We start from the raw sequence: 21772 nt of genomic DNA, 5'->3' as shown, positions 1-21772 counted from the left end.
GAGATTCCCGATGCGAGCCTTGCTTCCCCTGTCTGCTGCGCTGCTGCTGTTGCCAACGTTGGCGCTGGCCGACACCCGCGTGGACGAACGCCACGCCCTGGCCAGTGGTGGCCGTATTGAACTGAGCAACGTGGCCGGCAAGGTCACGGTGCGCGGCTGGGACCGCAACGATGTGCAGCTGACCGGCAGCCTCAGCGACGGCCTGCAGCTGCGCCAGGAAAAAAGCGCCAACCGCGTGCGCTGGGAAGTGGAATACCCACGGCGCAGCAACAATGGTGGTGCCACCCTGGTGTTGAACGTTCCGCGCTCGTCCGAGCTGCTGCTCAGCACGGTCAGTGCCGACCAGGACATCAGTGGCATCGATGTGCGCAGGCTGCAGGCCGACACGGTGAGCGGCAACCTGAGTGCGGCCGGGCGCAGCGCCGACAGCAAGCTCAATTCGGTCAGCGGTAATGTGACTGCACGGCTGCAGACGTCGCGCCTGGACGTGAACACGGTCAGCGGGCAGATCCAGGCCGGTGGCGGCGTGGCCGGCGACATCGGTGCGCAGACCGTGTCGGGCAGGGTCGGGGTGGATGCCGGCCGCATCCAGCGTTTGGCCGTGGAAACGGTGTCCGGCGGCATCGACCTGTCGGCGTCTGCCCTGGCGCCGGGCGGCCGTATCACCGTGGAGTCGGTGAGTGCGTCGGTCAGCCTGCGGCTGCCGCGAACCGTGTCGGCACAGCTGTCAGTGAACAGCTTCAGCGGCGCGATCAACAGCGATGCGGGCAGCGTGGAACGCCCACGCTACGGCCCGGGCAGCCATCTGGACACCCGGTTGGGCAGTGGTGATGGGGATATCCGCGTGCAGTCGCACTCGGGCAGCGTGCAGGTCCGTCTGGACCGCTGAGCCGGCCCGGCAGGCCGCGGCGGCAGCGCCGCCGCGGTCAGGGTGGGTCAGCTGGCTTTCTTCAGCGCCCAGGTGGTGCCCAGTACTTCGATCTTGCCACCGCTCTTGCGGAACGCGGCCAGATCGGACGCAATCGAATCGCTGCTGACCGTGGTGCTGGCGGCCGCGCCCTTGCGTTCGCTGCGGATGCTGTTGGTAGCCTTCGCGGGGGTCTTTGCCTTGCGGGGCATGGTTGCTCCTGTCAGGTGGAAGGGGAGGAAAGCGCCCAGGCATCGGCCTGGCGCAGGTAGTCCTGCCGCTCGCGGCGGCAGTCATCGCCGCCCATCGCAAACTGGCGGCAGATCGCCGGGCGCTGCGAATAGATCGTGCAGCGCAGGTGATAGGGATCGATCGCCGCGCACCAGCCTTCATCATTGCGCGCCATCACGGCACGGCCGTGCCTGTCGCGCGAGGTATACTGGCGGGGCACCTCGTCGTCAGCCTGCAGCAGCACGGGCAACCGGCAACAGACCGCATCACAACGGCGGCAGTCGATGGGTGCAGGTGCTTCTTCAGGTTGTGCGGCCACAGGGGCCAGGCGGGTGCCCAAAGCGGGTCTCGATGGCGGCTCGGGTAGTACGCGGACCATGAACGAGCCAGAAGGCATGGCCGCAAGGCCCGCTGCGCGGGCCGGGCCCTACCCGGGGACACACACCGGCGCAGCCGGCGGAAGGTAGAGCCCTATCAAGCCTACCGAGGGTAGCAAAGTTCGCGTAACGTTTTGTTAATCCCGGCTGGCTGCCGCCAGCGCCAGGCCCTGCACCACGCCCAGCGAGGGCTCGCCATGCACCATGCGGGCACCGGGGAAGGCGTCGGCCGCGGCCTGGCGCAGGTAGCCGGCGCGGGACATGCCGCCGGTCAGGAACACCGCGTCCGGATCGCCGCCGATATCGCTACGGACCTGCGCCAGCAGGGCCCGGATCTGTTCCAGGTAGCCGTGCGCGGCAGCGGTCAGGCCTTCGGCGCTGGTGTCGGCATGCAGGTCGCGGGCAATGTAGTCCAGCGTGCTGCGGTGCTGCGGGCTGCTGCTCAGGGCGATCTTGGCGCGTTCCACGTCGCGGTACAGGCGGGCGGTGTTGCCGGTGTCCTGCAGTGCCTGCAGGCGGTCGCCCCAGGGCGAGTCCACGTGGTCGTACTTGTGCAGGCGGAACTCGCGCTGGCGGGTCATGTCCTGCACCGTGGCCGCTTCCACGTAGTGGTGGGCGGGCACGCGGGTGATGCCGCGGCCGAACAGCGGCATGTAGCTGGACAGGCTCAGTGCCAGGTCGATATCGGTACCGCCGCGGGCGATGCCCCAGGCGCGGTGGATGCGCGGTGCGGCGTCGCCGCCCACCTCGGCGTGGGCGATGTCGGTGGTGCCGCCGCCGATATCGACGATCACGGCCTGGTGCCGCTCGCGGCTTTCGGCGTGGTAATGCATGGCGGCGGCAGCGGGTTCTTCCAGGAAATCGATCTGGTCGAAGCCGGCCTGGCTGGCGGCCTCGCGCAGGATGTCCAGCGCCTGTGCGTTGCCGGCATCGCCGATGGAGCTGCGGAACTGCACCGGGCGGCCAAGCAGGGCGGCGCGCAGCGGCTGGCCCAGCTGGGCGCTGGCGGTCAGGCGGATATGTTCCAGGATGTGTGCGGCGATACCGGTGATGGTCTGCTTCGCGCGCGGGTGCAGGTTGTAGCCCAGCATCGACTTCGGGCTCTGCACCAGGTTGCCTTCGTGTTCCTCGAAATAGGCTTCCAGCGCCTCGTCGCCGTAGACCGCGTTCTGCAGCAGGTCGCTGGCGCTGCGTTCCTGTCCGGCGCGGGCTTCCATCCATTCGCGGCGCAGGGCACGCAGGGCTTCGCGGCGCAGGGCCTGCGGCGTGCGTTCCTGGCCGGCAGCACGGGCCGCGCGGGCGGCGCTGTCGATCATCTGCTGCAGCTGGTGTTCCTGCCCGGCATCGAGCTGGAAATCGTCCGGGTCGGGCACCACGCCGGGGAAGTAGACGCTGGTGCGGAACTGTTCGGCGTCGCCGAAGCGGATCGGCAGCAGCTGGCCATCGCGGACGATCGCGGCGGCGGAGTTGCTGGTACCAAAGTCGATGCCGAGGCGCATGGGAAATCCGGGGGACAGGCGGGGGCCGCGCACTCTGCTGCAGTTCGGCGCGTCCTGCAAGTTTCAGTCGGCTTCGGTTGGGTTTCAGCGCCTGCCTGCTCCGCTCGGGCGGCGCGGGGAGGGGCGGCCGGGACACGCGGTAAATACGTCCATGTAGCTCGTAGGCGCCTTGCACGCGTGCGCTGTCCTGCGCACACGGCAAGACCGGGGTTGGGCGTCCTGCCCAACCCGCCCGAGGCATGCCTCGGGCCCTTGGCGCCTACGGTCCCGTCCGCCCCTCCCCACGCCGCCGTGACAGTTCCCTGCGCCGCGGCAGCAAAAAGCAGAGCCCACCCCCCCCGCCCCAGCGAGATCAATCAAAGCGCCGCGCGCGCGACAAAAATCGGAGCACAGGCGTGCCGGTTACAATGGCGGCTGTTGATTCATTTTGAGGTACTTGCTGATGTCGTCCGCTCCCGCTTGCCCGCAGTGCACCCTGGAAAACACCTATGCCGATGGCGCGCTGTGGATCTGCGCCGACTGCGGCTTCGAGTGGACCGCCGAAGAGGCCAGTGGTGCGGGGCTGGTGGTGCGTGACAGCAACGGCAACACGCTGCAGAGCGGCGATACGGTCACCGTGATCAAGGACCTGAAGGTGAAGGGGTCTTCCATTCCACTGAAGCAGGGCACGGTGATCCGCAACATCCGCCTGGTCGAGGACGATGCCGAACACATCGAAGGCAATTCGGACAAGATCAAGGGGCTGGTGCTGAAGACCTGCTTCCTGAAAAAGGCCTGACGCGCTTCAGCGCCGCGCCTGCTGCTGCGCGCGCCAGCGGGCCAGGCTGTCCAGCTTGGCCTGGTAACGCGCCTGCTCGGGCGCCCCGCCCAGTTGCTGGGCACGCAGCAGTTCGCGGTCGGCCCGCTGTACCTGCCCGCTGCGGAAGTAGGCGCGGGCCAGCCCGAAATGGAACTGGTGCGCACTGTCGTACAGGCGCACGGCACGCCGGTAGTAACGGATCGCCTCGGCCAGGTTGCCACTGCGCTCGGCCTGCGCCCCCAGCATGTACTGCACGAACGGATCTTCGCGCTGCACCTCGTGCAGCACCTGCTGCAGGGCGTGCGCCTGCGCGGTCATGCCCATGCGCTCGTACAGCGCACTGGCGTTGGCCAGCGCGGCGTCATGCCGGGGCTTGAGCCGCAGCGCGGTTTCCAGGGCCATGCGCGCGGCGACCAGGTCGCCACGGCGGCTGGCCAGCACACCGACGTTGTTCCAGGTGGAGGCGAATCCCGGGTCCTGCTGCAGCGCCGCCGCGAAGAACGCCTGCGCGCCGGCGCCATCGTTGCTGGCCATGCGTTCGGCGCCGCGGTTGTTGTAGAAGTGGGCCAGCGCCCGCGCGGTGCTGATCGGTTGCGGGCCGCGGCGGTCGTAGAGCACGTTGCGGTCCAGATCGACCGTGCCGCTGCGCCCGTCCACCACGATGGACGCGTTCACGTGGCCCACGCTGTAGACCACGCCCTGGTCCTGGTCCTGGTACCAGGACACCACCCGGTCCACCTGCTGCACGCGTGCCTGGATGCCGGCCTCGCGCGCCAGGGTCACGAACAGCAGGGTGAAGGCCAGGCAGTTGGCCCGGCGTTGCTGCCAGATTTCGGCAAGGGTGTAGGTGGCGTTGGCGTCGTACTGCAGGTCCAGGCCGCGCTGCGAAAAGATCATGTCGACCAGGGCCTGCGCGCGCTGGTCGCGCGAGCGCGAACGGTTGATCACCTGCTGCTGCAGCATCTGCCGCAGCGGCGCGGGGATGGCCAGCACCTGCTCGGGCGTGGGCACCGGCGTGGATGTTGTCTCCAGGGTGGCCAGCGCAGGCGCCGGGGCGGGGGCGGTGGGCGCGGCCTGGCCCTGCGCCGCCAGGGACGGAGCGATTCCCAGCAGCACGGCCAGGCTGCAAGCGGCAAGCAGGTGCATGAGCAGTTCCTGCACGACGGCGGACGCTTCCGCCTGCCGGCAGTGTAGATCGGGGGCCCCGACCGGGCGCACACCGTCCGTCGGCACAAGCGTTGATCCACAGAGGATGTGGACCAGCGCTTCACAAAGCTGTGGACAACCGCCGCCAGCGCTTGCCGGGCAAGCGTTGTGAGTGCGTGGTGAAAAACTGACCAGCTTGCTCTGGCCGCGCGTCGGCGGGATCATCGTTACATGGACTTCGCCCCCGTTCCGCTGGCGCCGGCGCAGTGGCAGGCGCTTGAAGCGGCCTATGCCACGCCACCGCGCGCCTACCACCACTTCGGCCACGTGCGCGCGGTGCTGCAGCACTGCCAGCAGGTGGCCGACGGCCCGGGCTGGCAGCAGCCGGCCGAGGTCTACCTGGCCGTGCTGTACCACGATGCGGTGTACCAGGCCGGGCGCAAGGACAACGAGGCCCGTTCGGCGCAGTTGGCCGTGCAGGCCATTGCCGATGTGCCTGCTTTTGCGCAGGTGGATGCCGCGCGGGTGGAACAGCTGATCCTGCTGACCGCACGCCACGGTGCGCTGGGGCCCGATGAGGTGGACGCCGAGGCCGCGCTGTTCCTGGACTGCGACATGGCCATCCTGGGCGCCCCGGCCGAGGTGTTCGATGCCTACGACCGTGGCGTGGCCGAAGAGTACCGGGGTGTCGTGCCCGGCTTCCTGTACCGTGCCGGTCGCCGTCGCTTCCTGCAGGGGCTGTTGCGTGCGCCGCGCATCTTCCTGAGCGATTTCTTCCATGCGCGTCTGGACGCTGCGGCGCGGGCCAACCTGCGCCGGCACCTGGAACGCTGAGCGGGGCCGTTACACTGGCGCGGTGTTTCCTGTCCTGTCTGATCTGCCTGTGACCGATCCCGTGCCCGATCCCGACCCGCGCCCGCTGCCGCCGGAAGAACCCGGCCCCAACGAGTGCTGCGGCAGCGGCTGCCCGTTGTGCGTGCTGGACCTGTATTCGGAAGAACTGCAGCGTTACCGCAAGGCCCTGGCCGAATGGCAGGCACGGCACCCGCAGGAGGCGCCGTGAGCCGGGCCCGTCCCGCAGCGCTGTTGGCCCTGGTGGCGCTGCTGCTGTTCGTGGCAACCGCACTGTGGACGCAGTTCGCGCGCGCCGACCTGGACTGGGTGCGGGCAACGCTGAGCCTGTACCTGCATGGCCCGTGGGGGCTGGCCCTGCGCAGCGCGTACTGCCTGCTGGCGCTGGCCATCGCGCTGCTGGGCATTGCCCTGTACCGCGGCAGCCGCGGGCCGCGCCGCAGTGCCGCCGCCCCCTTGCTGTTCACCGTGGCGGCGCTGGGCCTGGCCACCGTGGCGATCGGTGACAGCTGGCTGCCGCAGCTGGCGCCGCTGATCGCGCCGCTGGTGCATGGGCTGGCCGCCAACACCGCGTTCCTGTGTGCCAGCGTGGCCATGCTGCTGCAGGCCTGGTACCTGCGCCGCGAACCGGGCTGGCAACGCAGTGCGGCGCTGCTATGGGCGTGGGCGTGGCTGGCGTTTGTGCTGCTGTGGATGCACGTGCTGTGGCGCGATGGCCCACCGCGCGGGCTGGGGCAGAAGATCGTGATCGCGGTCATCGTCGGTTGGCTGCTGCACCTGGCGGTGTCGCTGTACCGCCGCGCACGCATCGCCAGCGCCGGCTGAACCGCCCACGCCGGTACATGCCGTGCACGCGCCGGCAGCGTATCGTGTGCGCATTCCAACGGGGATGTGACATGACGCGTGCAGGGCTGTGCAGGGCGATGGGACTGGTGTTGGCGCTGGCGGCGGGATCGGCAGCCGCCGATGTGCAGCAGGTCAGCCACGGCCGCTTTGAGCAGGTGCCGGTGCATTCACCGGGCGGTGCGCCCAAGCGCGTGGTGATCTGGTTCCACCAACCGTCTGCCGCGCCGGCCGCCGCCGCGCCGATCGAGGCCCTGCGCGCCGATGGTGCGCTGGTGGCGTCGGTCGACGTGGACCACCTGCGCGGTGTGCTCAAGCGCGAGGGCAACAGCAGCTGCGCCTTCGGCGCGGGCGACGTGGAGAACTTCTCGCGCTGGGTGCAGGCCTACCTGCATCTGCCCGGCTACCACCTGCCGTTGGTCGGTGGTGATGGTGAAGGCGCCGAGCTGGCCTACAGCCTGGCCGCACAGGCCGATACCCAGGTGTTCGCCGGCCTGCTGACCAGCGGTTTCTGCCCCGACCACAGCCACGAGCGCATGGTCTGCGGCGACGGGGTGAAGCACGGCCGCCTGCAACCGGCCGAGTTGAATCTGCCGTGGTTGAACGCCGATGGCGGCGCGGGCTGCAAGGCCGGCCATGCCGATGCCTTCGTGCAGCAGGTGGCCATGGCCCGTGGCTTCAAGCGCACTACCGCCGGCGATGCCACGCCAGGGCTGGTGGCGGCGGCACGGGTGATGGGTGCGCAGGCCGGGGTGAGCCTGGCGCCGCCGCCCGATGCGCTGAAGGGCCTGCCGGTGGTGGAAGTGCCCGCGCGCGGTGACGGGGACACCCTGGCGGTGTTCGTTTCCGGCGACGGCGGCTGGGCGGGCCTGGACAAGAACGTGGCCGAGTCGCTGGCCGAGCACGGCGTGTCGGTGGTCGGCCTGGATTCGCTGCGCTACTTCTGGACCGCGCGCACCCCGCAGGGGTTCGCCGCGGATCTGCAGAAGATCATCGAGCACTACCGGCAGCAGTGGCACCGCGACAAGGTGATGCTGATCGGTTTCTCGCAGGGCGCCGACGTGCTGCCGGCCAGCATCAACCAGCTGGACGCCGCAACCCGCGCGCGCGTGCAGCGCATCGCCCTGCTGTCGGTGGGGCGCAAGGCCGATTTCGAATTCCACGTCAGCAACTGGCTGGGCGGCGGTGGCGATGGCCTGCCGATCGCGCCTGAAATCGCACGGCTGCCGGCAGCGAAAACGCTGTGCGTGTTCGGCGAAAAAGATGCCGATGCGCTGTGCCCGGACCTGCCCGCCAACGATGGCGTGCAGAAAGTGAAGCTGCCGGGCGACCACCATTTCGGCGGCGATTACGATCGCGTGGCCGAGGTGATTTTGAAGGGCGGCGCGTAAAGCCTCTGGCGTTCGCCGGGCATGGCCCGGCGCAAAACCTGCACGGTCACCCGCGCCGCGGGTCCAGCGAAATCAACCGGGTGGCATCGAGCAGCGCCGCCGGCAGGTGCATGCCACCCGGCGCGGCCAGATAACGCGGCCGCCACTGCGGGGCGAACTTCGACTTGAAGCGGCGCAGGCCGCTGAACCCATAGAAGCGCTCGCCGTGCCGCGCCAGCAGCCCGGCCAGCCGGTTCCAGCGCCCGGCCAGACGGTGCTGGGCCAGCCCGGACAGCGGCGCCATGCCCAGCGAGAAGCGCGCATAGCCTTGTGCACGGCCCCACAGGAACAGCTCGATGAACAGGAAATCCATCGTGCCCTTCGGCGCCTCGTTCACATGGCGCATCAGGTCCACCGACAGCTCAGCACCCGCCGGTGCCTGCCACAGGTTGGCGAAGGCCACGATCTGGCCTTCGGCTTCGACCAGGGCGATCGGGAAGCGCGCCAGATAGGCCGGGTCGAAACTGCCCAGCGAGAAGCCCTTCTCATCGCCGGCCTTGTCTTCCAGCCAGGTGTTGGAAATGGCCTGCAGGCGCGGCAGCAGGGCAGGGATTTCCTCCACCGGCGCCACCCGGAAGCTGAGGCCGCCGCGCTTGCCACGGTTCCAGGCCTGGCGCAGGTCGGCACGCTCGCGCCCTTCCAGGCCGAAATCATGCAGCGGCACCATTGCTTCTTCGCCCAGCTTCACCAAGCCCAGGCCCAGGTCCAGATAGGTCTGCCAATAGGCCTCACCCACCTGGTAGAACACCGGGCGCAGGCCCAGCCGGTCGGCTTCTTCGCGGAAGCGCCAGATCAAGGCGCGGGCCACCTCGGGCGGGCCGACCGGGTCGCCCATCGCGATCAACGAACCGCCGTAGCGCTGCATCATCACGAAGCCCTGCTGGGCTTCGTCGCGCAGCACCGCCTTGTCGGCGGTCAGCACCAGGCAGGCCTGGGTGTCGGTGGCGCCAGCCAGCACCGGGGCCAGTGCCTGCAGGGTGGCATCGTCGGCCGCCGGCAGCGGCGTGCGGGTGCTGTGCAGCAGTCGTGCCAGGCCGAAGATCACCAGCGCGATCGCCACTACCAGCAGCGCACGCAGGGCGCGCGGTGCATTGCCGGACAACGCGAACTGCCACCACAGCTCGTTCTGGTATTCCACGTGGCTGTAGGTGAAGAACAGCAGCCAGGTGACCGCCACCAGCACCAGGCCCAGGTTGCGCAGCCACGGCCACGACCAGGCCTCGTCCAGCAGTGCGCCCTGGCGGTAGAACTCGCGGCGCGCCGCCCACAGAGCCATCGCCACCAGCAGCGCAGAGAGTGCGATCAGCGGCTGGCCACCGCGCAGCCAGATCGGCAGTGGGGTGATCACGCAGATCGCCATGGCCAGCATCCAGGCCGCATGGCTGCGCCGGGCCAGGCCCTGGCCGATCAGCAGCAGGGCCACGCCGGTCAGGCTGCCGATCAGGTGCGAGGTTTCCAGGATCGGCAGCGAGGCGTTCAGCAGGTGCCGGCGCGGCGTGGGCAGGGTGCCGTCGATCACCAGCGCCGCGCCCACGCTGAAGGCGGCCAGCGCGATGATCTGCGGCAGCCACGGGCGCAGGGCATGCCAGCCGGCACGGGTGGCACCGGCGCCGGCCTTGAACGGCTGGCGCAACGCCGGCGCGAGGGCCAGCAGGGTGGCCAGCAGCAGCGGCAGCACGTAATAGGTCACGCGGTAGATCAGCGCGGCGGCCAGCACGGCGGCCGGGGCCACCTGCGGCAGCAGCTTCAGCAGGCTCCATTCGAACACGCCCAAACCGGCCGGCACCGTGGACACCAGCCCGGCCAGCACTGCCACCAGATACAGGCCGACGAAGCCGGGCAGGCCGGTGGGGGTGGAGTCGGGCAGCAGCACGTAGAAGGCGGCACTGGCCAGCACCAGTTCCACCACGCTCAGTGCGGTCACCCCCAGCATGGTGCGGCGGTCGGGCAGCCACAGGCCATGGCCGAATATCTGGAAGGTACGGCCATGGCGGCCGACCAGCAGCACGGTCAGCGCGTAGGCCGCCAAGGCGACGATGCCGACCACGCGCACGGCGGTCGGGTCCAGCGGCAGGGCCAGCGCTGCCGCGGCCGGTTCCATGCACAGGGCCAGGCCCATCAGCAGCCACGCACCGAACACGAAGCCCAGCGTGCTCATCAGCACCACTTGGCCGATCTGCGCCAGGTCCAGGCCGGCGCTGCGGTAGCCGCGCAGCCGCACCGCGCCGCCGGTCAGTGCGGCAAAGCCCACGGTCTGGCCCAGGGTGTGGGCCAGGAAGGCGGTGATGCCGATGCGGGCCGGATGCACGCGGATGCCGCTGCGGCGCAGGCCGATGGCATCGAAGCCGATCAGGCAGGCATAGCTGGCCAGGCCCAGCAGCACGGTCAGCGCGATCTGGCCCAGGCTGAGGTTCTGGAACGCGTGGCGGATGGCGCGGTAGCCGTTCTCGTCGAACTCGTTGGCCAGCCCATGCAGGGCCAGGGCCAGGATCAGCAGCGGGATGACGATGGTGGCGACGCGTTTCCAGGTGGAAGCGGCGGAGGGCGTGGAATCGGTGGGGGCGGTCATCGGCGCAAGGGTGCGTCAGTGGGGGCGAGGGCGGTGTCAACGCAGCGTGGCGCATCGTGCGCCTGTCGCCGCCGTTTGACCAGCGCCGGACTGTGCGCAGGCTGGCCGGATGCAGTGGCCGCGCCGGGCACACACTTCGCACGCCGGGTGGGTGAGAATGCAGGTCTGTCCACCCGCAGGAGCCACGCCCATGATGGAGCGTTACGACGTCGGACCGCGTATGTCCGAAATGACCGTGCACAACAAGGTCGCCTACCTTTCCGGCCAGATTCCGGAAGACACCAGCCAGGACATCACCGGGCAGACCCGGCAGGTGCTGGCCGAGATCGACAAGCTGCTGGCGCTGGTGGCCAGCGACCGCCAGCACGTGCTGCGTGCGGAAGTGTTCCTGGCCGACATCGCCGATTTCGACGGCATGAACAAGGCGTGGGATGAGTGGGTGGTTGAAGGCGCAACCCCGGCCCGCGCCACGTTCGAGGCCAAGCTGGCGCACGCCGAGTGGAAGGTCGAGATCGTGATCACGGCGGCCGTGCCGTAACGCTGTTCAGGGTCAGAGCCCTTTTCTGCGAAAAGGGATCTGACCCCGTCTGTGCCGTAATCCTGCTGGGGTCAGATCCCTTTCCGCAGGAAAGGGCTCTGACCCCTTCAACTAGCGTGGCTGCAGCTGCGCACTGACCTGCGCGCACAGGCCGATAGAGGCCAGCATCAGGCCTTCCATCACACGGTCGCCGACGTGTTCCTGCACGTCGCCGTTCTGGCGGGTGCGTTCGGCGGCCAGCATGATTTCCTGCACCACGCGCAGCCCGGCCAGGGCGCAGTCGGCGTCGGCCAGGGCGCGTTGCCGGCCCGGTTGTTGGGCGTGCTCGGGCCAGGGTTGGCCATCGGCGGCGCTGCCGTGGCCGATGGCGCGCAGGGTCGCCGCCAGGGTGTTGGGGTTGCAGGTGTCTGCCGCATCGGCAGGGGCGGGCGCGGTGCGCGCGTGCAGGTGGGAAATGTCGGGTGTCTTCATGGCAGTGCTCCGTGCAAGGCATTCGGTAGCCGCCACGTAAGGGTGGCGGACGGAGACGTGGCTCGAAAACCGGTGTCGAACAGTCCGGTGGGCACGAAGACCCCCACGCTCCGCCCGCCATGGTTGGCAGACGGATTGCCAGCCGGCGCCACGCAAGGTGACGCCGACTGGCAAGCGCAAACAACGTTCGACAAACGGGTTTTCGAGACCCGGCCACTCGTTATCAGTGGCACGCCATCTATAGCCGTGCTGCTGCCGAATGCCCATCAGAATCGTTGCATTCCACTTCGCAGCAGGACGCTTGCGGCAGTGTTGCATCGGGTTGATGGTTGCCATGCCGCTGCGCCGCAAGCGCCTCGACCGAGCGGGCAATCTGCGACAGGTGTCGTGCTTGCGCGGACGTGGGGCGCGGCGGTGTGGGTCGATTGCGACTAGCTTCGCGGAATGGGGTCAGAGCCCTTTTCTACGAAAAGGGATCTGACCCCTTCTGCGCTGCGGGGTCGGATCCCTTTTCGCAGAAAAGGGCTCTGACCCCTTACAAAAGCTGCAGATCGATGCAGTCCACCGGGCACGGCGGAATGCACAGCTCGCAGCCGGTGCACAGGTCGGCAATGACGGTGTGCATGTACTTGGCGCCGCCGACGATGGCATCCACCGGGCAGGCCTGGATGCATTTGGTGCAGCCGATGCAGTCCGCTTCCACGATCACCGCCACCTGCGGTGGCTTGTGCGCGCCGCGCGTGCGGTCGAACGGCACGGCAGCTACGCCCAGCACCTGTGCCAGTGCGCGCGCCCCGGCATCGCCGCCAGGCGGGCAGCGGTCCACGCCGGCGTCGCCACGGGCCATGGCCTGCGCGTACGGGCGGCAGCCATCAAAGCCGCATTGGCCACATTGGGTCTGCGGCAGCAGGCGGTCCAGGCGTTCGGTCAGGGGCGGGATCAGGCTCATGCGTGGCGAAGGCTGCGCGTTGGTTATTTCAGGGGCTTGCCGCGGTACCAGCGCTCGTGGGCGAGGGCCAGCATGGGGCGGTCTTCGTAGCTGTCGCCGTAGGCGTGGATGCGCACATAGCGTGACAGGTCGAAGCGGCGGCGGATGTGTTCGACCTTGCGCGGGCCACAGTCGCCGTCGGCGTAGCGCCCGGTCAAACGGCCGTCCTGGCTTTCCAGCCGGTTGCAGATCAACTGCAGGCCCCACTGTTCGCACCACGGCCGCAGGTACAGATCCAGCGAACCGGACACCACCACCACGGTGTGCTGCTGTTCCTTGTGCCAGCGGATCTGTTCCAGCATTTCCGGCCGCATCACCTCGGGCAGCACCTCGCGGGCGAAGCCGGCGGCCAGCGTGGCGATGTCATCGGCGTGGCGTTCGCTGAAGGTCAGGCGGGTCACCCGCGCGCGGATGCGTTCGGCGGAAATGATGCGCAGGCGGTAGGCCAGCAACCATGGGCCCACCTTCCACCACGCACGCGCCAGCTGTTCGGGCGTGGCCACGCGGCGCACGAAGCGGCCATAGGTATCGCAGGTGGTGATGGTGTGGTCGAAATCGAACAGCGCCAGCTCCATCCTGCTCTCTCCCATGGCGGTGCCTTCCGTGGCGGTGTGCGGATCGGGCGCGGCGCGGGCCGCGCCCGGGGTGCCTCAGCGGACCGGCATGCCCGGCTGCGCGCCGCTGTCGGCGTCCAGCAGTGCCAGCGCGCCGCCGTCGAAACCGGCCGACAGGATCATGCCTTCGCTCAGGCCGAAGCGCATCTTGCGCGGGGCCAGGTTGGCAATGAACACCACGCTGCGGCCGACCAGCGCTTCCGGTTCGCCGTAGCTGGCGCGGATGCCGGAGAAGATCTGGCGCTTGCCCAGGTCGCCGGCGTCCAGCTCGAAGCGCAGCAGCTTGTCCGAGCCTTCCACGAATTCGCACACCAGCACCTTGCCGATGCGCAGGTCGAGCTTGGCGAAATCGTCGATGCCGATGTAGGCCGGCGCGTCGGCGCTGTTGGCTTCGTCCTTGGCCGGGGCCGGGGCGGCCGGCTTGGCGGCCTCGGGCTTGGCGGCGGGGGCGGCAGCGGCGGCCGGCTGCAGGGTGTCCTTGGAGGCGTCGATCATGGCGTCAATCTTCTTCGGGTCGATACGGGTGAACAGCGGGGTGTACTCGGCAATGCGGTGGCCCAGCAGCGGCTGTGCCAGCGCGGTCCAGTCGTTGACCGGTGCGGCCAGGAACGCTTCGGCCTGGGCGGCGGTGGTCGGCAGCACCGGCTTCAGCGCAGTCACCAGCACGCGGAACAGGTTCAGGCCCTGGCTGCAGACCGCCTGCAGCTGCGCATCGGCGCCTTCCTGCTTGGCGATCACCCAGGGCTTCACATCGTCGATGTAGCGGTTGGCTTCGTCGGCCAGGGCCATGGTCAGGCGGATGGCCGCGGCCGGGTCGTTGCGCTCGTAGGCTTCGCGGATCGGTGCCAGGCCATCGACGAAACGCTGGTACTGCGCCGCGTCGGGCAGCTGGGTGGCCAGCAGGCCGTCGAAGCGCTTGCTGATGAAGCCGGCGCAGCGGCTGGCCAGGTTGACGAACTTGCCAACCAGATCGGCGTTGACGCGGGCGATGAAGTCGCCCAGGTTCAGGTCCAGGTCGTCCACGCCGCCGCTGGTCTTGGCCGCGTAGTAGTAGCGCAGCGCTTCCGGTTCCAGGCCGGCGTCCAGGAAGGTACGCGCCATCACAAAGGTACCGCGCGACTTGCTCATCTTGGCGCCGTCCACGGTCAGGTAACCGTTCACGTGCAGGCGGGTGGGCGCGCGGTGGCCGGTGCCATGCAGCACGGCCGGCCAGAACAGGCCGTGGAAGTTGACGATGTCCTTGCCGATGAAGTGGTGCAGTTCGGTGCTGGTGCCGGCGCGCAGGTGCGCGTCGAAGTCTTCGCCCAGCTTGCCGCACAGGGTCTGGAAGCTGGACAGGTAGCCGATCGGCGCATCCAGCCAGACGTAGAAGTATTTGCCCGGCTGGCCGGGAATCTGGAAACCGAAGTACGGCGCATCGCGCGAGATGTCCCACGCGCGCAGGCCGCCTTCGGCGTTCAGCCACTCACCCAGCTTGGCCTTCACGCCCGGCAGGGCGACGTCGCCGGCCAGCCATTCGCGCAGGAACGCATCGAAGTGGCCGACCTCGAAGAAGAAGTGTTCCGAATCGCGCATCTCCGGGGTGGCCCCGGAAATGACCGAACGCGGTTCCTTCAGGTCGGTGGGCGCGTAGGTGGCGCCGCACACTTCGCAGTTGTCGCCGTACTGGTCGGCGCTGCCGCAGTTGGGGCAGATGCCCTTCACGTAGCGGTCGGGCAGGAACATGCCCTTGGCCGGGTCGTAGAACTGCGCCACCGAGCGACGGCTGATGTGGCCGGCCGCTTCCAGCTTCAGGTAGAACTGTTCGGTCAGCGCCTTGTTGGCCGCCGAGTTGGTCGAATCGTAGTGGTCGAAGGCCACGCCGAAGGCGGCGAAGTCACGTTCGTGGCTGGCCTGGATGTTGGCGATGAAGGTTTCCGGGGTGACCCCGGCCTTTTCGGCGGCCAGCATGATCGGCGTGCCATGGGTGTCGTCGGCGCAGACGAACCAGGCGGTGCCGCCGCTCATTCGCCGCGCGCGCACCCAGATGTCAGCCTGGATGTAGCCGACCAGATGGCCCAGGTGCAGCGGGCCGTTGGCGTAGGGCAGGGCGGTGGTGACGAGCGCGGTACGGGTCATGGTCGCGGGGTGCAGCCGAGGGGAACCGCAGATTATCGCACGCCCGCAACGTCGTGACCCGGCCGGGGCCGGGTCACGGGGTGCTGCGCGGGGTGGGGCGGGTTACTCGCGCACCCAGGTCTGCGCGCGGCAGATGAATGCGATGCAGCCGGACACGTCCAGCTTGCCGCCGCCGGGCTGCAGTTCGATCTTGGACTTGTAGGTCTTGCCGTTGGCCGGGTCCAGGATGGTGCCGCCGGACCACTTGCTGTGGCTGCCCTTGTCCTGCGACAGGTTCCACAGGATGGTCATGCCCTTCACCGGCTTGTTCTTGTTGGCGCCTTCGCAGCCATCGCAGACCGGGTTCGGGCCCTTGTCCGAATGCAGGATGTCGACCACCTTGCCAGACAGCGTGCCGTTGGCGGCCTGGGTGATCTCGACGATCGACTTCACCTTGCCGGTCTTGTCGTCGATGGTCTTCCAGCGGCCGGCGGCACTGTCGGCGGCCTGCGCCGAGAGCGCGGCCAGGCACAGCGGCAGTGCCAGCAGCAGGGTCTTGAAGGTCTTGCGCATGGTCCCCTCCCAGGGTTCATTCCGGCACGATGCCGGTACAGGGCGACTGTATACCCATTCGGGTGGGTATGGGGAAGGGGGATGCTTTGCAGGGCTGCGCCCCGCACCCGCAGAGGCCAAAGCCGAAGGGTAGGTATCGACCTTGGTCGACACGGGGTCGGATCCCGTTGCTGCGCAACGGGCTCTGACCCCACCGGGCATCGCGTGGATGGGGTCAGAGCTGGGCTGCGCCCTGCACCTGCCGAAGCCGAAGCAAGGGCGGCATTCCGTGGAATGGCGGGGCGGTGTGGGCTTGCAGGACACGCCGTAAACCCGTCCATGGGGGCTCGTAGGCGCCTTGCTCGTGCGCGCTGTCCTGCGCGCACGGCAAGACCGGGGTTGGGCGTCCTGCCCAACCCGCCCGAGGCATGCCTCGGGCCCATGGCGCCTGCGGTCCTGCAAGCCCACACCGCCCCGCCTCTGACAGTTTCCCGCGGTCTGTCGGAACGACAGGGGGTCGGATCCCGTTGCTGTGCAACGGGCTCTGACCCCATTGGGGAGCGCGTGGATGGGGTCAGAGCCCTTTCCTGTGGAAAGGGATCCGACCCCGGCTCAGACGACTTCGTACAGTTCCAGCGGCAGGCCGTCGGGGTCGGCGAAGAAGGTGAAGCGGGCGCCGGTGTATTCGTCCACGCGGATCGGTTCGCAGGCCACGCCGTGGTCGGCCAGGCGCTGGATGAACGGTTCCAGTGCGGCCACCCGGAAGGCCAGATGGCGCAGGCCCTGTGCTTCGGGCCGGCTGGGCCGCGGTGGCGGTGCGGGGAACGAGAACAGTTCCAGCTGTCCACCGTCGGGCAGGGCCAGGTCCAACTTCCACGAGTCGCGTGCGGGACGGTGGTTTTCCGCCAGCACGCGCAGGCCCAGCACGCGCACGTAGAACTCCTTCGAACGCGCGTAGTCGCTGCAGATCAGCGCCGCATGGTGGATGCCCAGCAGGGCGCCGGCCTCGCTCATGGCGTGGCCGCTGCGGCGGGCTGGGCCATCCAACGGTCCATCTTGCGACCCAGGACATCCAGCGGCATCGAGCCGTCCTTCAGCAGTTCGGCATGGAAGCGGCGCAGGTCGAACGCAGCGCCCTGCTGCGCGCGGGCCTTGTCGCGCAGGGCGACGATGGTGGTCAGGCCGGCCACGTTGGACAGGGCCTGGCCGGGCTGGGCCATGATCCGCTCCACTTCGGCGCTGGCATCGTCGGCGCTCATGTCTGCATTCTTCTGCAGATAGCTGACCGCCTGCTGCTTGCTCCAGCCCTGCGCGTGCACGCCGGTGTCGGCCACCACGCGGGTGGCGCGCAGCAGGCGCGAGTACAGGTAGCCGATACGGTCGTAGGGATCGTTGTAGGCGCCCAGCTCAACGCCCAGGGTTTCCGCATACAGGCCCCAGCCTTCAATGAAGGCCACATCGCCACCCTGGCGGCGGAAGCGCGGCAGCTTGGCCAGTTCCTGCTGCAGGCCCAGCTGCACGTGGTGGCCGGGAATGGCTTCATGCAGGTACTGCACCGGCACGCTCCAGCGCTTGCGGCTGGGCAGGTCGCGGGTGTTCACGTACAGCACGCCCGGCTGTCCGGCCGGCGAAGGCTGGTAGGCCGCTGCGGCGGCAGCCAGGGCGCGTTCCGGATCGACCGGGCGGATCTCCAGCCCGGCCTTGGGCAGCGTATCCAGCACCTGCGGCAGGCGCGTGGACACCTGCTGCTGCACCTGGCGGTAGCGGTTCAGCAGGTCGTCGGCGTTCACGTACTGGAACTGGCGATCATTGCGCATGCTCTTCAGCAGCTTGGCCTGCGAACCACGCAGTTTGTTTTCCTTCATCACCGCGGCGATCTGCGCCTGCAGCTCCTGCACGCGCTGTTCGCCCAGCGCATGCAGCTGCGCGGCGGTCTGGTCGCTGGCGGTGGTCTGCACGATCAGGTTGGCGTACCAGGCCTGGCCATCGGGCAGCGCGCCCAGGCCGGTGCTTTCGCGGGTGGCCGGCAGGTATTCGGTGGCGATGAAACCACGCAGTGCGCGGTAGGCCGGCATGATGCGCAGTTCGATCATGCGCTTGTACTCGGCGCTGATGCGCGCCTTGTCTTCGGCGGCAATGCTGTCGGGCATGGTGCGGATGGGCGACCAGAAGATGCTTTCCTCGGCGGTCGGCTTGATCACTGCATCCAGCTGCGGCAGCACCTTTTCCATCAGGTCGCGCGGCTGCACCACGCCGGCCTTCATGCCCTGGCGCATGTTGTCGATGGCCTGGTCGAACAGCGGGGGAATGCCCAGCGAACGGCGCGACCAGGTGTCGTAGTCCTGCACGGTGTTGAAGGGCTGGGCGCCGGCACCGGCACCGAGGATCGCCATGATGCTGCCGATGTTGTAGTACTGGCTGATCGGCATCATCCAGCTGGGGTAGCGTTCTGCGTCCAGCGTGGCGCGCGCGTCGCGCACGAAGATCTGGTAGCTGAGCAGGTCCTGGCCCTGCAGGCCGTCACTGCCGACCTTTTCAACTTTGCCCAGCCATTCCACGGTGAAATCGTGCGATTGCTGGCGCCAGGCGGCCGACAGGATGTTGGGCAGCTGGTCGTTGTAGCGGGTTTCGCCCTGGAAAGTGGCCTGCAGCGGGTTCAACCGCATCGAGGCATCCCAGTATTCGTCGTACAGGCGCTCCAGCTGCACGGCGCGCGGCACGGCGCGGGCCGGGGCGGTGGGGCGCGGCGCAGCGCGGCGTGGGGCGGCGCGCGGCTTGGCCTTGGGTTTGGCGGCCTGGCGACTCTGCGCGGCGGCGGGGCGGCTGGCCTTCTTCTTCGCTGCTTCGGCCGACGGTACGGCACTGAACAGGAACAACGCAGCGATGGCGGCGGCCAGGACGCGGGGGGAATACGGCATCAGGAGCTTCCGTGGAACACAGACCGTGGAGCTTGCACGATCCGCGCGCGTACGGCCAGCGTGCAGCCGCAGTCAGTTTGCCGGCGCTGGGTATTCAGTCAGCCGCGGCGGCGGCACGCAGATCGGCCGCGCGTTGCGGCCCCAGGTAGCGGGTAATGGCGCGGCGCATCAGGTACAGCAGGGGAATGAGGGCAATCGCAAAGCCCATCTTGTAGACGTAGTTGACGCTGCTGACCGCCAGGAACAACGACGTGGGCCAATGCTGCGGGCCCAGCACGAAGGCGATCCAGATGACCACGAAGCTGTCCACCAGCTGCGACACCGCCGTGGAGCCGGTGGCGCGCAGCCACACATGGCGTTCGCCGGTGGCCCGGCGGATGCGGTGGAACACGGCCACGTCGATCAGCTGGCCAACCAGGAAGGCCACCAGCGAACCAGCAATGGTCCACATGCCCTGGCCGAACACCGCCGCGAAGGCGGCCTGGTAGTCCGGCACGCCGTGGGCGTTCATCGAGGTGACCCACCAGCTGGCCGGGGCCAGCGAGATGGCGGCAAAGGCAAACAGGAAGCCGTAGGCGATCAGCACCACCGCCAGCCACGAGATGAAGCGCACGCCGCGCTTGCCGAAGAACTCGTTGATGGTGTCGGTCATGATGAACACCACCGGCCACAGCAGCGTACCGGCGGTGAAACTGAGCGAGCCGGTCTGGCCGAACAGGTTCCAGTTCAGCGGGTTGATGCCCAGCGTGTCTTCCAGCGCGAAGATCTTCACCCCGATCAGTTCGGCCAGCACCGCGTTGCCGCAGAAGAACGTGGCCAGCACGATGAACAGCAGGACCGCGCGGTCCTGCAGCGGCCGTGCATGCGGGGTGGGCTGCGCCGGCTCGCTCACTCGGCGCGTTCGCCGGCACGGGTGAACGGCACGCTGGCCGGGGCCACGGCACCGCCGGAGATGATGAAGCTCATCGCCTGGTCCACGGTCCAGTCGGTCGGGGTCAGCAGTTCCACCGGCACGATTTCCAGATAGCCCGAGGTCGGGTTCGGCGTGGTCGGCACGTATACCGCGGCCAGTTCGCGGTCGCTGCCCTGTTCCTTGATGACACGGGTGACCAGGCCGACCGATTTCATGTCACGGTGCGGGAAGTCGATCAGCACCACGCGCTGGGTGCTGCCCGGTTCGGTCTGCAGCATGTCCAGCAGCTTCTTGGCACTGTCGTAGATGATGCTGGCCAGCGGAATGCGCTTGATCACCGCGCCCACCCAGCGCAGCAGGCGCTGGCCGACCACGCGCCGGCTGGCCACGCCCACCGCCAGGATCACCAGCAGGGTGGCCAGCAGGGCGATGGTGTTCTGAATCCATTCGGCGCGTACCCAGCCCAGGTAGTGCGGAAAGTTGGTGGCGATCTGTTCGGACAGCGGCACCACCAGCGGGCTGGAAATGCCCGACAGCAGCACGAACACGAACTTCACCACGACCCAGGTCAGCCAGATCGGCAACAGGGTCAGCAGGCCGGTCAGGAACAGGCGCTGCAGGGAGGGGCGGGGAACCAGGGCGGGGGCTTCGAGCGACATGCGCGCATTGTAGCGGTCGCAGCCTGTCGATTACGCTGCCCGATCACGACGGCGGGCTACAGGGCAGGGATGCTGTGTTGAGGATTCTGCGCGGAATCGGTTGGAGCCTGCTGGCCCTGCTGGGGCTGGTGGTGGCGGTGTGGCTGGCGGCGCGGTTCTGGCCGCTGTCGGCCGAGCAGCGCGCGCAGGTGCGCCTGCTGGAAGATGTGCAGCCCCTGCCCGGGCGCAACGGCTTTGCCCTGCTGTGGACGCTGCCGTTCGACGATCTGGATGCTGCGCAGCGCGAGCAGGCCTTGCTGAAGGACGTAGCGCGGTGGCGGGCCGGGCGGGAGCCGGGCATGACCGATTCCCTGTTGGAAGGCACCCAGCCGCAGGTGAAGGCGCAGGTGGGAGTTACCTGTGGGTCGCGCGTACCGGATTGCCTGGCGCGCGTGCGCGCAGATCCGCAGCGCTTCATCGACGGCCATGCCGGCCATGCTGGTCTGCATGGCCGGCAGCAACAGCTGGCCGACTTCGATCGTTTCGATTCCCCGTTCCAGGGGCTGGGTGACCCGCTGATGATGCCGGTGCCGCGCTATCAGCTGCTGATGGAGGGCACCAGCGCACATGCGCTGGCCTTCGTGCAGGGCGATACGGCGGCAGCGCTGGCCGGCAGTTGCCGTTCCCTGCAGCTGGGCAGGCGCCTGATGCAACGTGGTGGCACGCTGCTGGACAGCATGATCGGCGCCGCAAGCGTGCAGGCGAACGCACAGTTGCTGGCCGACATGCTGGTGGAACTGCCGGCCGACCACGTGCTGCCAGCGGTCTGCGAAACGGCACTTCAACCCCTGGCGAGCGAGGAACAGAGCCTGTGCCGCGCGATGCAGGGCGAGTTCGCACTGAGCGAACAGGCCATCGATGCATCGCTGCGGCAGGGCACCAATGTGCTGATGCTGGACCGCAGCCAGACCCGCGCGCGCATCGCGCAGAATTTCGCCTGGGCCTGCGGTGCTGCTGCCGAACGCAGGCTGGCTGAGGACGCGCCGGCGCAGCGCAGCTGGGAACAGCCGTGGGACGTCCGCTGCGTGGCCAATTGGATCGGCTGCACGCTGGCCAGCATCAGCGGGCCGGTGTACCAGGATTACGCCGCGCGCAGCCAGGACAGCGCGGCGCTCGTGCGCCTGCTGGGGGCCCAGCGATGGCTGCGGCAGCAGCCCGATGCCTCGGCACAGGCGCTGGCGCGGCTGCCGGCGCAATGGCGTTCGCCCAGCCGGGTGCCCACGCTGTCGGCCGATGGCCGCCACCTGCAGGTGCCGCGCCGCCAGCGCGACGCGACCGACCAGCTGACGACCATGCTGTCGGTGCCGCTGTAGCTGCCGGCGTGGTGTTG

Annotated in this window: 22 protein-coding genes; 8 read left to right on the top strand and 14 right to left on the bottom strand. The window is 68.7% G+C overall.

Annotation, left to right across the window (positions count from 1 at the left end; translation table 11 throughout):
- The first annotated feature begins 10 nt into the window (after positions 1-10).
- The gene (locus tag C1931_RS14510; protein ID WP_108756849.1) at positions 11-889 is read left to right on the top strand and encodes a DUF4097 family beta strand repeat-containing protein; all 879 of its coding nucleotides are present in this window, start codon (positions 11-13) and stop codon (positions 887-889) included.
- Between the two features lie 47 nt (positions 890-936).
- Here C1931_RS14510 and C1931_RS14505 read toward each other — a convergent pair whose 3' ends face one another.
- The 3 genes from C1931_RS14505 to C1931_RS14495 form a co-directional block, all read right to left on the bottom strand.
- Positions 937-1119, bottom strand: a complete 183-nt coding sequence (locus tag C1931_RS14505) for a hypothetical protein (protein WP_079222716.1) — start codon at positions 1117-1119, stop codon at positions 937-939.
- An 11-nt stretch (positions 1120-1130) separates the two neighbouring features.
- On the bottom strand, positions 1131-1424 hold the full coding sequence (locus C1931_RS14500; RefSeq protein ID WP_108757777.1) for a YkgJ family cysteine cluster protein: 294 nt from the start codon (positions 1422-1424) through the stop codon (positions 1131-1133).
- Positions 1425-1652: 228 nt separating this feature from the next.
- Complete coding sequence (locus C1931_RS14495) at positions 1653-3014, bottom strand: Hsp70 family protein (protein ID WP_108756848.1); 1362 nt, start codon at positions 3012-3014, stop codon at positions 1653-1655.
- A gap of 442 nt (positions 3015-3456) precedes the next feature.
- On the opposite strand from C1931_RS14495, the gene C1931_RS14490 reads away from it, so the two are divergent.
- Positions 3457-3792: a zinc ribbon domain-containing protein YjdM gene (locus C1931_RS14490; RefSeq protein WP_108751627.1), complete on the top strand. Its 336-nt coding sequence runs from the start codon at positions 3457-3459 to the stop codon at positions 3790-3792.
- Between the two features lie 6 nt (positions 3793-3798).
- On the opposite strand, the gene C1931_RS14485 is transcribed toward C1931_RS14490, so the two are convergent.
- Positions 3799-4959, bottom strand: coding sequence for a transglutaminase-like domain-containing protein (locus C1931_RS14485; RefSeq protein ID WP_108757776.1), 1161 nt, complete (start codon positions 4957-4959; stop codon positions 3799-3801).
- 231 nt (positions 4960-5190) lie between these two features.
- Here C1931_RS14485 and C1931_RS14480 point away from each other — a divergent pair, with 231 nt between their 5' ends.
- The 4 genes from C1931_RS14480 to C1931_RS14465 all read left to right on the top strand — a co-directional run bounded on the left by C1931_RS14480 (position 5191) and on the right by C1931_RS14465 (position 8045).
- Positions 5191-5793, top strand: a complete 603-nt coding sequence (locus tag C1931_RS14480; RefSeq protein WP_108756847.1) for a hypothetical protein — start codon at positions 5191-5193, stop codon at positions 5791-5793.
- 49 nt (positions 5794-5842) lie between these two features.
- Complete coding sequence (locus tag C1931_RS14475; RefSeq protein WP_108756846.1) at positions 5843-6022, top strand: oxidoreductase-like domain-containing protein; 180 nt, start codon at positions 5843-5845, stop codon at positions 6020-6022.
- Entirely contained in the window at positions 6019-6636 is a 618-nt protein-coding gene (locus C1931_RS14470; RefSeq protein WP_108756845.1) for a DUF998 domain-containing protein, read from the top strand. The genes C1931_RS14475 and C1931_RS14470 overlap by 4 nt, the downstream gene beginning before the upstream one ends.
- Positions 6637-6707: 71 nt before the next feature.
- Entirely contained in the window at positions 6708-8045 is a 1338-nt protein-coding gene (locus tag C1931_RS14465; RefSeq protein WP_234412828.1) for an AcvB/VirJ family lysyl-phosphatidylglycerol hydrolase, read from the top strand.
- 46 nt (positions 8046-8091) lie between these two features.
- Here the strand turns inward: C1931_RS14465 and mprF are convergent, their stop codons facing one another.
- Complete coding sequence (mprF, locus tag C1931_RS14460) at positions 8092-10653, bottom strand: bifunctional lysylphosphatidylglycerol flippase/synthetase MprF (RefSeq protein WP_108756843.1); 2562 nt, start codon at positions 10651-10653, stop codon at positions 8092-8094.
- A 190-nt stretch (positions 10654-10843) separates the two neighbouring features.
- On the opposite strand from mprF, the gene C1931_RS14455 reads away from it, so the two are divergent.
- The gene (locus C1931_RS14455) at positions 10844-11191 is read left to right on the top strand and encodes a RidA family protein (protein ID WP_108750666.1); all 348 of its coding nucleotides are present in this window, start codon (positions 10844-10846) and stop codon (positions 11189-11191) included.
- 111 nt (positions 11192-11302) lie between these two features.
- On the opposite strand, the gene C1931_RS14450 is transcribed toward C1931_RS14455, so the two are convergent.
- The 9 genes from C1931_RS14450 to C1931_RS14410 all read right to left on the bottom strand — a co-directional run bounded on the left by C1931_RS14450 (position 11303) and on the right by C1931_RS14410 (position 20403).
- Positions 11303-11662 carry a hypothetical protein gene (locus C1931_RS14450; RefSeq protein WP_108756842.1) on the bottom strand — a complete coding sequence of 120 codons (360 nt, stop codon included), beginning with the start codon at positions 11660-11662 and terminating at the stop codon, positions 11303-11305.
- 535 nt (positions 11663-12197) lie between these two features.
- Positions 12198-12611 (bottom strand): Rnf electron transport complex subunit RnfB, encoded by a 414-nt coding sequence (rnfB, locus tag C1931_RS14445; RefSeq protein ID WP_108756841.1) that lies wholly within the window; start codon positions 12609-12611, stop codon positions 12198-12200.
- 23 nt (positions 12612-12634) lie between these two features.
- A complete protein-coding gene (locus C1931_RS14440; protein ID WP_108756840.1) occupies positions 12635-13225 on the bottom strand; it encodes an HAD family hydrolase in 591 nt (196 codons plus the stop codon).
- Positions 13226-13300: 75 nt separating this feature from the next.
- Complete coding sequence (gene metG / locus C1931_RS14435) at positions 13301-15382, bottom strand: methionine--tRNA ligase (protein WP_108756839.1); 2082 nt, start codon at positions 15380-15382, stop codon at positions 13301-13303.
- A 102-nt stretch (positions 15383-15484) separates the two neighbouring features.
- Positions 15485-15934 carry a DUF2147 domain-containing protein gene (locus C1931_RS14430; RefSeq protein WP_108750662.1) on the bottom strand — a complete coding sequence of 150 codons (450 nt, stop codon included), beginning with the start codon at positions 15932-15934 and terminating at the stop codon, positions 15485-15487.
- Between the two features lie 591 nt (positions 15935-16525).
- On the bottom strand, positions 16526-16927 hold the full coding sequence (locus tag C1931_RS14425) for a VOC family protein (RefSeq protein ID WP_108756838.1): 402 nt from the start codon (positions 16925-16927) through the stop codon (positions 16526-16528).
- Positions 16924-18831 (bottom strand): DUF885 family protein, encoded by a 1908-nt coding sequence (locus C1931_RS14420; RefSeq protein ID WP_108756837.1) that lies wholly within the window; start codon positions 18829-18831, stop codon positions 16924-16926. Before C1931_RS14420 ends, C1931_RS14425 begins: the two co-directional genes overlap by 4 nt.
- Positions 18832-18925: 94 nt before the next feature.
- A complete protein-coding gene (locus tag C1931_RS14415; protein WP_108753763.1) occupies positions 18926-19723 on the bottom strand; it encodes a queuosine precursor transporter in 798 nt (265 codons plus the stop codon).
- A complete protein-coding gene (locus C1931_RS14410; RefSeq protein WP_108750658.1) occupies positions 19720-20403 on the bottom strand; it encodes a DUF502 domain-containing protein in 684 nt (227 codons plus the stop codon). Before C1931_RS14410 ends, C1931_RS14415 begins: the two co-directional genes overlap by 4 nt.
- Positions 20404-20477: 74 nt before the next feature.
- Between C1931_RS14410 and C1931_RS14405 the strand changes: the two genes are divergently transcribed.
- The gene (locus C1931_RS14405) at positions 20478-21755 is read left to right on the top strand and encodes a hypothetical protein (RefSeq protein ID WP_108756836.1); all 1278 of its coding nucleotides are present in this window, start codon (positions 20478-20480) and stop codon (positions 21753-21755) included.
- Positions 21756-21772 lie beyond the last annotated feature (17 nt).

Source organism: Stenotrophomonas sp. YAU14A_MKIMI4_1, from assembly GCF_003086855.1.
Lineage (GTDB): Bacteria > Pseudomonadota > Gammaproteobacteria > Xanthomonadales > Xanthomonadaceae > Stenotrophomonas.
Note: the sequence above shows the minus strand (reverse complement) of the source record. Positions and strands in the feature narration are given on the sequence as shown.